The organism is Allomuricauda sp. NFXS6, assembly GCF_040148835.1.
Classification (GTDB): domain Bacteria; phylum Bacteroidota; class Bacteroidia; order Flavobacteriales; family Flavobacteriaceae; genus Flagellimonas.
This window is the reverse complement of sequence record NZ_JAGEMG010000005.1, coordinates 68656-82467: the sequence shown is the minus strand read 5'-3', so window position 1 is coordinate 82467 and position 13812 is coordinate 68656. Positions and strand designations below refer to the sequence as shown.

At 42.1% G+C, this 13812-nt stretch carries 4 protein-coding genes and 1 tRNA gene; 4 read left to right on the top strand and 1 reads right to left on the bottom strand.

Annotated features, from left to right (window positions below):
* Position 1: 1 nt before the first annotated feature.
* Positions 2-1972 (bottom strand): tetratricopeptide repeat-containing sensor histidine kinase, encoded by a 1971-nt coding sequence (locus J4E06_RS08995; protein WP_349523704.1) that lies wholly within the window; start codon positions 1970-1972, stop codon positions 2-4.
* Between the two features lie 388 nt (positions 1973-2360).
* Between J4E06_RS08995 and J4E06_RS08990 the strand changes: the two genes are divergently transcribed.
* From J4E06_RS08990 to J4E06_RS08975, 4 genes are all read left to right on the top strand, one after another.
* Positions 2361-2436 (top strand) — tRNA-His (locus J4E06_RS08990).
* Between the two features lie 418 nt (positions 2437-2854).
* Positions 2855-7564, top strand: coding sequence for a hypothetical protein (locus tag J4E06_RS08985; protein ID WP_349523703.1), 4710 nt, complete (start codon positions 2855-2857; stop codon positions 7562-7564).
* A gap of 125 nt (positions 7565-7689) precedes the next feature.
* Complete coding sequence (locus J4E06_RS08980) at positions 7690-9777, top strand: fibronectin type III domain-containing protein (protein ID WP_349523702.1); 2088 nt, start codon at positions 7690-7692, stop codon at positions 9775-9777.
* Positions 9778-9782: 5 nt separating this feature from the next.
* A complete protein-coding gene (locus tag J4E06_RS08975) occupies positions 9783-13781 on the top strand; it encodes a T9SS type A sorting domain-containing protein (RefSeq protein ID WP_349523701.1) in 3999 nt (1332 codons plus the stop codon).
* Positions 13782-13812: the final 31 nt, after the last annotated feature.

The following is a 13812-nucleotide window of genomic DNA, read 5'->3' as shown; positions in this document are numbered from 1 at the left end:
TTTAGGAAGCTTTTTGGTACCTGTTCTGCGCTTTAGGAACAGTAAAATAGAATGTTGTACCCTTGCGCGGAACACTGTCTACCCAAATTTTCCCATTGTTTTTTTGAACCATCTCTTTACATAGGGAAAGACCAAGTCCAGTACCTTTTTCGTTATTGGTACCGTATGTGGTAACGTTAGAGGAGTCTTTAAAAATGGTCCGTTGCATTTCAGCTGTCATACCAATTCCGGTATCGCGAACCGAGATTTGCCACATATTACCCTTTTCCTCCGCCTCAATGGTAATAAGTCCATTTTCTGGGGTAAACTTTATCGCATTGCTCAGCAGATTTCGGATAACGATATCAATCTGATTGTTATCGGCCCAAATACGGGGATTTTCCGGGAGCTGATTTATAATCTTGATCGATTTGCTTTTGGCAATTTCTGATAATAGTTTAATATTATTGTTAACCAAGTAGGACAACGAAACTCGCTTGGGCTTTGTAACCACTCCATTGAGCTGGTTAAGGCCCCACGAAAGTAAATTGTTTAGGGTAAAGGAAATGTTATCGACATCCGTTTTTAGTTTGGGAATGAAAGAGACCAGTTCTTTTGTGGTAATATCCCCATCGGTGAACATTTTAAGGATGCTCTGTAAACCACCAATGGGACCACGAAGGTCGTGACCAATAATGGAGAACAATTTTGTATTTGTTTTGTTGATTTCGTGCAACTGAGCTTCCCGTTGGGTTACCGCTTGTGATTTCTCTTTGAGTTCCTTGTTCAATTTTTTTTGGATGTTCTCACTTCTGCGGATTACAAAGGTTATAATCGTTAAAATCAAAAGAACAATTACCGAAAAATAAATATAATTCCGTTGTTTGGCAAGAGCTTCCTCGTTCGCTTCTATTAACTCCTCCTTTTCCAGCTGATATTGAATTTTGGTCTCCAAAAGCGACAAACTCTGTTTGTTCTTGTCCATGAACAAAGAATCCGACAGGGTTTTAAATGTTTCTAAATAGGCCAGGGCTTTTGGTGTATCCCCATTCTTTTTATAAACCTTGTACAGCGTTTCGGAGCAGTCTATTTGACCCTGAAGTGATCTGATTTTGTTGGATAGGTCCAGTCCTTTTTTGGCATATACCAAGGACAGACTATCCTGTTCCAGCCCAAAATACACCTTGGCCATACCATTCATCAATTGAATTTGTATTCTATCGTCCTCAATTTGATGTTTGAAGAGCATATCGCTCTGATCATACCAATATAGTGCCCATTTATATTTTTCTTGATCTAGGTAAACATCACCTTTTACCTGATATGCGTAGGCCAACCAATCATAAACTTTATGTTTTTCAAAAATGTTGATGCTCCTGTTGATATTGAACATTGCATTCTTAAAGTCCTTGGCATCTTTATAGATCGATGCCATGTTGCTTTGGGTTTCTGCATCTACAACCTCATCATTTAATCTCCGATTGTATTTTTGAACTGTATCATAGAACATCAGAGCATTTTTAAAATCCTTTTGGTCCGCATAAAGTCCAGCGATATTTTCGTTGAGTACCGATAAGGTTTGCTGGTCTTTGATTTTCCTGGCCAAATCAATTCCTTTTAGGTTAAGGTTTAAGGCTTCGGCGTAATTGCCCTCAAAACTATAGTTTTGGGCCATGGTGTTTATGAGGGACAATTCAGAATCAATATCCCCAACTTCGTTCGCAAGTTCAAGGGCCTCCTTAAGCATGGGCATTGACTTTTCTCGATTTCCTTTATTGTAATGATAGACACCTAAGGCGTTCAATCCCTTGATTATTCCATGTGCATAGTTGATTTTTCTGCTATAACCCAAGGCTCTGTTGGCGATAGAATAAAGGCTATCGCTATCTAAATATTGATAAGAAAAAGCAAGATCGGTCAACAAATTAATGTGGGTGGTATCTTTGGGGTTAAACCGATGGGTCGATTCAAGGCGCTGTAGCTTTAAAGCCAAGCTATCCCTTTCGTTGGAAGATTGAGACAGAACAGGAAAGGAAACACAAAACATAAAAACACAAAGCACCATTGAAAACAATGAGGCTTTACGGTTAGCTATGAAGTTTTTTTCTGACAACACCCAGTTGAAAATATTTAGTGCAAAAATAATTTTGTGACACCGTTTTGGGAATTAATTGTTGTGAAATGCCCAAAAATGTGTGTTTGGTCTTAAAAACGAGCATTTTATCGAGAAATTGTACCATACAACTTTTAATGTTAGTTGCCAGCGAGTTAAAGGATAGGTTATGAAGGACAGATAAGAGGGCATAATAATAAATTGATGGAATTTGAAAAATATTTTGGTTGAATCATTACAAAAAAGTATTTTTGCATCCGCTTTAAATGGTGGTTGTAGCTCAGCTGGTTAGAGCGCTGGATTGTGGTTCCAGAGGTCGCCGGTTCGAACCCGGTCTTCCACCCTTTTACATTGAAATGAATCCCGGACCTTGATTGTTCCGGGATTTTTTTTGGAAATGATTTAGGGTGAGAGGCCTGTGCCGAGCATAGTCGAGGTAAACCCGGTCTTCCACCCTTTTACATTGAAATGAATCCCGGACCTTTATTGTTCCGGGATTTTTTTTTGGAAATGATTTAGGGTGAGAAGCCTGTGCCGAGCATAGTCGAGGTAAACCCGGTCTTCCACCCTTAAGTTTGTAAAAATCCCAAGCCAAATGGTTTGGGATTTTTTGTTTTTTGGCCTATTTGTTGTCTTTTCTCCCTCATCCGTCAATTCAAAAGGGGCATTCATCAATTAGGACTCATATTACATTTCTTTTCAATTACTTTCCCGTCCACAAACAATTCATTTTCTGTTCCCCCGGAAAAAAAGTGATTTTATATGTTCAAACGGGTAGCCTTGATCTGTACACTTATGCTTCAAATGGTACAGTTGATGCAGGCAAATATATCAGTAGGAAAAGATTCATTATCAAATATAAAGGGAAAGACCGAAGAAAAATCTACTCGTCGTTTTTTTGATGGTTTAAGTACAAACCGGCAAAAATCATACAAATATTCTCCTTTAAAAAGTGAATTCGACCAAGATTACTTTTTAGAAAATTTTGCATCGGACACGGTTACCAACCAACAGGTCGGTACTGCAAAATCTGTATTTGAAGCACTCGAAACGAACCAAAACTATGTGAACCTTATATCTCCAAATGATTTGGTCACTTTGCCCATAGGGGTTAAAAAAGAGATTGGGACAATTACCTACAGATTGGCCATTAGTAAGGCTAAAATTATGCGTGATTTTACAGAGGTAACCGCTTTTGTTCATATTCAAATACCACAATCCGATGCAAATGATGAACCCATTGAGCTTTTTTTTGGGGCGGACAATATAAAAATATCACATCAAGGTGGGATTTATGGTGACGCCAACCTTGTGTTGTTGGGGGATATTGGCATTCCAATCAATGGGGGCAATGGATTAGTGGCATTAAAAGGTGGTTTTGATATGCAAACAGGAAATATTCAAGACCTGACCTATGTCACGATTGATTGTAGTGGATTTAAAGAAATGGGCATAACTGCAGATGTATTATTTCCACGTAGTATGCTGGAACCTGTTGATTCCAATTATGAAGTTATTGCAGATGAAAACGTAAAGGTCCAAGGGCACTTTCAAACCATTGTAGGGGATTGGAACGATATTTTGGTTGAGATTGATTTACCCTCTTTTCAATTGGCAAAGCCGCAAAGTTCCGATGGTTCTGGAAAGGCAGGACTCATTTTTGACATTAACAATGCTGTTTTTGATTTTAGTGATATTCGAAATTCATCAAGCGTACAATTTCCTGAAGGTTATCAACAATATTTAGTGCCAGGGAATGAACAGTTATGGCGTGGGGTATATGTCAACAATGTACAAGTAATATTGCCGGAACAGTTCAAAAAAAGAAATAGTGAGGAACGCATAAAATTTCAAGCTACCAATTTGCTTATTGATGGAGTTGGCGTCTCAGGGAATTTTTCTGCAGATAATGTTTTGCCAATCAATGAAGGAGAGGCTTCAAAGTGGCAGTTCTCCGTAGATCATATTGAGGCTGATTTATTGGCCAATAATCTAGTTGGGGCAGGATTTGATGGTAAAATTGTGTTGCCCGTCACCCAAGAAGTTACAGCTCAAGAAGCAAACAATACAACGGAACTCAACAAAAAAACGCTGAGTTATGAAGCAATCATTGACCCTGTAAATGAAGAGTATCTGCTAACCGCCACGACAAATGATGCCATACCCTTTGATGTTTTTAAGGCCAAAGCAACCATTACAGCCAATTCCTATGTAGAATTACGCGTTTCCGATAAAAAATTCAGACCCAAAGCCGTGCTTCATGGTAATTTGGCCATAAAGGGAAGCAACAGTACCTCGGACCCGGATAAGGGTACTGTGGACTTTAAGGGCATCACCTTTCAAAACCTACAACTTCAAACGGTTTCGCCTTATTTTCAAGTAGACTACATGGGCTATACCGGAGATGTCACGTTTGGAAACTTCCCGGTCACCATTTCTCAGATTGAATTTAATTCCAGTAACACCACCGCATCACTTTCCTTCAATTTGGATGTGAATATGATGGAAAAAGGGTTTGCAGGGAACACAGACCTGGCTATTGTGGGAGGGTTCAATGAAGATGAAGGACTGCATCGTTGGCGTTTTCAAAAAATTGAAGTAGGCCAAATTGAGATTAAGGCGGATTTGGGTACGATCCAAATCAGTGGAATGGTCGACATTAAAAATGACGACCCTGTCTACGGCGATGGATTTTATGGAGAATTGGGAGCTACTTTCAATGGTATCGCTGTGGATGCCTCCGCATGGTTTGGCAAAACGGAATTTCGCTACTGGTTCGTAGATGCCTATGTGGATTTATCCAATGCTGTCACACCATCATTCATCGGTCCCGCCAAGGTAAACGGATTGGGTGGTGGAGCTTATTATAGGATGAGCAAAAAGCCCGGAGAATACTCTGCATTGGTTCCTTCGGGACAATCCTATATCCCAAATGCGAACAATGCACTTGGTTTTCGTGCTCTGGTCGGCTTTGCACTTGCCAATGAAAAAGCATTCAACGGCAAAGTGGGTTTTGAAATGGATTTCAACACCAATTACGGACTGAACCGTGTGATGTTTTTTGGAGAAGGGCACATAGTCAAAGCATTGGATTTTGAGTTTGGAGACCAATTCAAACAAAAGCTGCAGGGTATGGAGGAAAAAATCAACTCCTTTGGCGAAAACAATACCACAATGCAACGCCTAAAAGAAACCAACTTGGTTGATTACAGCAAAGTCAGCTTTCCACAAGATGGTTTGACCTTTGATGTCGGAATCGATGCCCATTTTGCCATGGAAATGGATTTTCAGCACAGTACTTTCCATGCAGAATTGGAAATATATGTAAATACACCCGGAGGACTTTTTCAGGGAGTTGGCCCCAAGGGTAGGGCAGGTTGGGCGGTTTTCCACATTGAACCGGAAGAATGGTACCTGCATATCGGAACCCCACAAGATCGAATAGGATTAAAGCTTGGTCTGGGCAGCTTTAGTTTGCAGAGTACAGCTTATCTAATGATTGGGGAAGACCTTCCTGGAAGTCCACCACCCCCACCTATAGTTGCTGAAATTTTAGGTGTGGACGTTGAGAGCTTGAATTATATGCGTGACCTGAATGCACTGGAAAGCGGAATGGGTTTTGCTTTTGGGGCAGATTTTAGCTTGGATACTGGCGATATGACCTTTTTGGTTTTCTATGCACGTTTTCAAGCAGGGCTGGGCTTCGATATTATGATTAAGGACTATGGGGAAACTGCTTGTGCAGGCAGTGGTCAAATAGGCATTGATGGCTGGTACGCGAATGGACAAGCTTATGCTTATCTGCAAGGAGAGTTGGGAATCAACATCAAATTGATGTTCGTTCGGAAGAAGATACCCATAATCAAAGCAGGTGCCGCGGTTCTGTTGCAAGCTAAATTACCCAATCCAGCCTGGTTCAAAGGATATGTCGGCGGCCACTTTAACCTTCTCGGAGGACTGGTCAAAGGAAGGTTCCGGTTTAAGATTGAACTGGGCGAGGAATGTGAAATCGTGGGCGGGGCACCTTTGGGTGGCCTTAAAGTGATTTCCAATGTGACTCCCAGGGACGGGTCTGATGGAATGGATGTGTTTACCGTGCCGCAAGCAGCATTCAATATGCGCATAAATCACCCTTTTGAATTGGAGGATGACGAAGGGATAAAAACCTATCGTATACTTCTGGATGAATATCGGGTAATCAGCGAAGGGAATACAATCCCGGGGGAGTTGGAATGGAATGAAAATAAAGACCTGGCCAACTTTGTTTCTCACGATATTTTACCTCCCAACGCTCCAGTGAATGTCAAAGTTACCGTCAGTTTTCAAGAAAGAAGGGGCAATAGCTGGATTACCTTGACACAAGATGGTAAGCCTGCCAAAGAAATCGAGGAGCGTAGCTTTACAACAGGTGAGGCTCCAGATTATATTCCGTTGACCAATGTAGTTTACACCTATCCCGTGGTCGACCAACAATATTTTTATCAAAATGAGCGAAAAACAGGCTATGTTAAACTGGAAAGGGGTCAACCCTATTTGTTTGCTCCACAGACCGATTGGGTGCAATCCACTAGTTTCAGCACAGAAACACAAAGTTTGGGTACAGATCAGGTATCGTACAATACCTCCGAAAAGATGGTTCACTTTGATTTTCCAACACTTCAAAATCAACAAACATACACGTTTAAAATAGTAAGCCAGTCTCCACAGGAAGCCTCATCAGGTAGTGTAGATGAAAATTATGTGGCTGAGAGTACAGGGCAGGAAGGGACAACCGTGGAAGTGCGCAACCGAGAAATTGGTACAACCGCCCAAAAGGCAGCTGGAACCGAAATTTTGGTGTATGAGTTTTCCACAAGTGTCCATAATTCCTTTAAAGAAAAAATACTTAACAAGGCGACTACAGGTACAGTTAAGGAAATTATATACTCAAATGTACATGCACTTCAAGTAGATGTGAATTCTTCGGAAGGTTTTAGTCTAGAAGAAATTTTTGGGGATAAGTACACGGAAGATCAACCCATGATGGCTCTAGAAGCAGTATTGGACGATTCTTACTATCAAAGTACCATATATCCCCTCATATACGAAGATTACCCAATTCAATCACAGATTACTGTAAGCAGAAATGAAAATATTTTAGGTATTCCACCAAAACGGGCATTGGAATTGATTGGTTGGTATCCCACTTATATGCAACACCAACCTGATCATTCTATGTTGAATGTGCGGTTTCCATATAGGTATAATTTACCGTTCTACTATAATCAGGATTTTAAAGAAATTCAATACAAACTATTGAACGGATATATCTCGAACAATCAAGATTTTCAAATTGAAAATTATAATAACATAATAAATGGTGTTTTTCCGCATATCCCAAAGGGAACTTATAAAGTTAGGGTTAACTATATCCTTCCGGGTAACATGAATGGATCATCAGCAATTTTTAAATATGAAAATCCATTCAATTAGTAATGAAGAACTGCATCGAATATATAAAGCTCGGACGAAAGAGGAAATTATCAACATATTCATTTGTCCTCCTTGGATTTCTTTCAGTGTTTGCGGTCGACCAAGTCTGGTCACAGACACAGGATATGGATTCTATTTTTGGAGATGAACCAAAGATTGTAGTCATGGCACGTCCGCAACAAGATGGCAAGATTATGCTGCGATGGGCGGTCACCACACCCTTGGCATGGCGAAAACTCAACGAATATGGCTATGAGTTAAAGCGCTATGCGGTAACCCGAAATAATGAAACCTTGCCTGTTCCCACAGAAAAATCACTTGGAATATTTAGGCCAAAACCCTTGGAGGAGTGGATGCCGTTAGTGGAGAAAAATGATAATGCCGCCGTAATGGCACAATCCATTTATGGGGAAGGTTTCGATGTGGAGGGTATGAATCAACTATCGGCCATCATAAATTTGGCAGAAGAGCAGGAGCAACGATTCACATGGGGGTTATATGCCGCCGACCAAGATTATGAAGTGGCACAAATGGCAGGTTTGGGTTTTGTAGATGATCAAGTAGCACCCAACGAGAAATATGTGTACAAAATAGTTTCCTTGGTTCCGGAAGATGTAATGACGATAAAGGAAGGTGGAGTGTTTGTAGGGCTTCAAGATTATGAGGATTTACCAAAACCCTTGGATTTGGCAGCGGTTTTTTTTGATGGAAAATCCATGTTGAGTTGGAACTATGCCATCCACAACCAAACGTATAACAGCTATTATATAGAGCGGTCAGTTGATGGTAAAAATTTCCGTCAACTCAATGATTTGCCCTTGACCAGCCTGAACAACAGCGATAAAACGGACCCGTTGCGGATGTTTTATACAGACTCCATTGTGAATGGTACCATTTACTACTACAGGATCAAAGGGAAAACTCCTTTTGGGGAAATAAGTCCCGTTTCTGAAGTGGTTTCTGGAAAAGGAGAGAAAAAACTACCCTACGTACCGCATATCACCTCGAGATATTTTGAAGACGATACAACCGTATTGTTGGAATGGGAGTTTCTGGAAGAAGGCAATGATTTGATCACGGGCTTTGAACTCAACCAAAGTGATAATGTAGACGGAAACTACAAGGCCGTGGTGAAAAATATTCCTCCAGAAGCCAGAAAGGTGCGGTATGATAGTTTGATGCCCACCAACTACATGACGATTACCGCCTTGGGCAAAAACGGAAGTAAACGTACCTCTTTCCCAGCCTTGGTGCAGCCGGTGGATTCCATTCCACCAGCTAAACCCAAAGGGTTTAAAGGGGAGGTGGACAGCTTGGGGGTAGTTACCTTAAGGTGGACTCCCAACACCGAAAAAGATATGCTGGGCTATCGTGTTTTTAAAGGAAACAACAAAAATGAGGAATATTCCCAGATTACGGTTTCGCCGCACCAAGGCACAAAATACTATGATAGTGTTTCGGTAAAAGACCTGAACAGCAAAGTGTATTACCAATTGATTGCTGTGGATCATCGCTTTAATATGTCCGAGCCTTCCGAGATATTGGAACTCAAAAAACCGGATTTTATCAAACCCACGCAACCCGTGTTTAAATCCTACAAGATTAAAGAGGGAAAAGTACACCTCACTTGGGCCAATAGTTCCAGCGAGGATGTGGTAAGGCACGAAGTATATAGGAAGGAACAAGACAGTGATGGTTGGAAACTTGTTTTTACGGTTGACAGTACGCAGTATGCAGGGAGCAGTATGCAGGGAGCAGTGGGCAGTATGCAGATGGCAGATGGCAAATGGCAGTTGGGGGATAGTAGTGTGCAGTGGGCCGATAGGGAAGTAACAGAAGGTCAACAATACAGCTATACCATCATAGCCATTGACGACAGCCAACTGGAATCCGACCCAGCGCCCCCACTTACAGTAATTGTACCCAAGACCAGTTTACGTTCACCCCTGGAAGGATTGTACGGGGAAGCGGACAGGGAAATAGGAACCATAACCATTCGGTGGAAGATCTATACCGAACCTAATGCTTCCAAAATTACCATTTACAAAGGAGTACAAGGCAAATCCATCAATTTGCTAAAAGAAGTGTCTGTAGATGCCAAAGGCATTGTGGACAGCAAAATACAACCGAACAATACCTATGAATATCTGTTTCGGGTGGTTTTTATGGATGGTGGGGTGAGTGAAACTTCAACCTTGGAAGTAAAATATTGAGAACTATGAAAAAACTATTGTTCATACTGACTTTGATAGTATCCACAGGTGTATTTGCACAGCGGCAGGTGATTGTAAGGACACTAATTACCAATGATGAGTTTTTTGATGATGTAGACGCTGTCTCTTTCAATTTGATATTGTCCAACATGGATGAAGATTTCAATGAATCCTACTACTACAATAACGTTCTCTGGCAGATGCCAGGAATCATCGATGAAGAGGTTATAGAAGTACCGGAAAGCTTTACAATAAGCTCCCAACTAAACCTCGATTCATGTCCACAGGATGGTGAAGAATGGATTAGTAATGTAACCCCTGAGAATTTTCATAATTCGGCAGCATATACTACAGGTGCTTGTAACGTCAATGGTTATACCTATCCATTTTATATAGAACCCTTTTATCTCGAACCTGATCCAGAAATGGATAGCACCTTTTGTAAAAGCGAACCAATTCCTTTAAGATCTGCAAGGAGATGGGAGTATCAACTAGTGAATGAAGGAAATACGTGGTATAATTTTGGTTCAAACCCAGACGCTCAGGTACCTATGAATCCAGATTTGATTAACGTATATAATTTTACTTTCGAACAAATTTCCAATAATTACAGCTATACAGGGCCAATACGCATAAAGGGTACTTATAAAGGCGTTTCTACCAACACTATACAGCTAGAAATAATTCCTTGTTCACCCGAATTATTAGAACCTATTGAAACTTTTGACACGCAATGTTCAGATAGTAGTGATGGAGGTTTTATAGCTCAATTTGATAGAGCACTACTTCAAAATGAAGAACTTCAAATGACGCTTTATTTCATTGATGAAAACAACAATGAAATTGCACAGATACCAACCCAAAAAGCAACAGTTTTGGATGAGAATAATAGCTACGACTGGCCAGTTGGGTTGGCCCCGGGAATCTATTATATAAGATATCAAACCGTGGGAGGGGAATACCCAGCGAGTGTGGTGCAAAGTAACCCTTTCGAAATCCTACCCCCATCTGAAGTTACCTTCTCCCTCCAACATCTCAACGATGTCTATTGCCATAACGGCAGTGATGGCCGAATCGAAATTGAAGCTTCTGGGGGTACAGGAGCCAATTATCAATACAACGTAAACAATGAGGGATGGCAAGATTTCAACAATGGGAGCACCCATATCTTGAATAACTTGGAGGCAAATGATTACATCATTCAAGTAAGGGATGGCAACCAATGTGAAGGAACAAGTGAGGATGATTCTGAGACCATCATTGAGCCTCCCGAACCAATTTCAGCTGAGCTTTTTCAATATGTAGAACCCACCGCCTACGGTTTTACCGATGGCAGCATTACAGTAGATGTTTCTGGAGGTACATACTATCAAAACAACAGCTACGACTACACTTGGTATGATGAAAACAACAACCCCATCAATACCACATCGGCAGTTCTCGTGGGTGAAGTCTATCGCATCACTCTGGAAGATATTACCGCAGGCACCTACACCTTAACAGTTGCAGACGCCAATTACGACGATGCCGACGACCAAGGAGGCTGTGAATTGACTCAAGATTTTGAATTGCCAGGCCCTCCCGAGCTGCAATTGACCATAGAGGAGACCCTTCCCATTTCCTGTAACAGTGCCAACAACTATAACAACCCATCCAACGACGGCCAATTAACGGCCATAGCTTCTGGTGGAGTGCCGCCTTATGAATATTTCTGGAGCAAGAAAGATGAGAACGATGACTGGCAAGCCATTCCAAATAACAATTCCGAAGTGCTCAGCGATTTGGAAGCAGGTGAATATGCGGTAAACATTGTCGATGCCAACGGAATTGTCGTCGGCACCTATGAAAACAATCTTTTACAACAAGCCACTCCAGTGGAATATCTATTGGAAGAACCCGTACTGCTTACCGTTCAGATTGAAAAAACAGACATCAACTGTTTCGGGGGCACCGATGGAACGGCTACCGCAATTGTAAACGGCGGAACCCCTCCCTTTGAGTTCAACTGGTCTACCGGAGCGAATACTGAAACTGCAGAAGGATTGTGGTTAGGAAATCATTCCGTATATGTGATTGATGCTCGTGGCTGTGAGGCCGAAGCAGAGGTCAGCATTGGGCAACCCGATGAAGCCGTTTCCATTTCAAACCCACAATATGTGCAGCCCACGGCCAATGGCTTTACCGATGGCAGCATTACGGTACAGGTTAATGGGGGAACGCCCTTCAACGATGATAGCTATAACTACGAATGGCGAGATCAAGGAAACAACATCATCAATACCACCACCACACAGAGCACTCCAGACGGCTACGTCATACAGGCACACGATATACCCGCAGGCACCTATACCATTACCGTAACCGATGCCAATTACGAAAACGCAATTCAGCAAGAAGGGTGTACGTATGTGGCTGAATTTATTTTGGAAGAGCCGCCCGCTTTAGCGTTGACGGTGGAACAGACCATTCCCATATCCTGCAATGGGGGCAATCAGTTCAATAATCCTTCGGATGATGGTCAGCTTCTGGCCATTGCATCCGGCGGAGTCCCTTTTGATCCCTTGATTGACGGTCAGTATGCCTACCTATACACTTGGAAAAAGAAAGACGAGCAGAACAACTGGCAAATCATCCCCAACGTCACTGGAAATGTACTGGACAATGTGGATGCAGGTGAATATTCCGTCAATATTGAGGATGCCAATGGAATCATTTTGGGCATTTACGTGGACAATGTGCTACAAGAACCCACGGATTATGAATACCCCGTTCAGGAAACCGACCCCATTACGCTGCAACTGGATAAAACGGATGTGAGCTGCTTTAATGGCAACGATGGATTTGCCACAGTGGCCATAGAAGGAGGGATGCCCCCTTATGACATTTCGTGGTCATCAGGAGCTACTGGGGATATGGCTGAAAACTTAACAGCAGGCAACTACATGGTCTATGTGATGGATTTTTATGGGTGCGAGGTGAGCGGTCAGGTAACCATAGACCAGCCTGAAGCATTGGTCATCAACATAGTTGATACTGTCGCCCCTACCTGTTACGATGCTACAAATGGTAGCTTAAGTGTGGAAATTGCAGGTGGAATACCTCCTTACACCTATTTGTGGAATATTGATGAAACCTCTTTGTCACTTGATGGTTTAGGGGAGGGCACCTATACCTTGGAGGTGGTGGATGCCATTGGATGCATTACTTCAAAAGCTATTGAATTGACGGCTCCATATCCAAGTGCCGTGGACTTGGGAGCGGATAGGACCCTTTGCAACGGACAAGAACACTATTTGGACATTTCGGTGGATGACCCAGCGGCCACCTATGAGTGGACGTCCAACAACGGGTTTTATAGCACCTCGCCCCAAGTAAACCTATCCGAAGCTGGAATTTACACCGCCACCGTGACCAATAGTTTGGGATGCTCCGGGGTCGATACCATTGAAATAGTTACCACCCAAGTTGATGTAGATGCGCAGTTTTTGATCACGTCGCAGGCCTTTGCAGGGGAAGAAGTGGTTTTGGTAAACACCAGTAACCCAATAGGCACTAATGAAGAATGGATTTTCCCCAATGGTGCTGAGGTTGTGGAACAAGAAGAGGGAATGGCAATCCTCCGATTTGATGCCCCCGGCAATTACGAAGTAATCTTAAGAAACTACCAAGGCGATTGCTATCAAGATGTGTCCAAGACCATCATTGTGGCAGAAGCTAGGGAACTCCCGGATGCAGGAGAGGCCATATCGCCCTTCATCAAAGAATTCAAAGTATATCCAAATCCATCCTCAGGAACATTTACGGTTGTAGTGTCCTTGCAGGAAGCATCAGCTGCATCGTTACGAATTTTCGGTCTCACCACAAATCATATTCACGATGAACAGGAACTGACCGGCAGTGCCATTTATGAAGTTCCGTATAGTTTGGATTTAGCCTCGGGGATGTACCTCATACTGTTGGAAACGGCCAAAGGAAGTGAAATTCGAAAGATTGTGGTTTTATAATGAAGAACGCAAAAAACATAATTGTGTGCCT

Bases quoted from the DNA above. Each gene is read 5' to 3' on its own strand.
- J4E06_RS08985 (WP_349523703.1), top strand. From the start codon at position 2,855: ATGTTCAAACGGGTAGCCTTGATCTGTACACTTATGCTTCAAATGGTA.
- J4E06_RS08980 (WP_349523702.1), top strand. From the start codon at position 7,690: ATGGATTCTATTTTTGGAGATGAACCAAAGATTGTAGTCATGGCACGT.
- J4E06_RS08975 (WP_349523701.1), top strand. From the start codon at position 9,783: ATGAAAAAACTATTGTTCATACTGACTTTGATAGTATCCACAGGTGTA.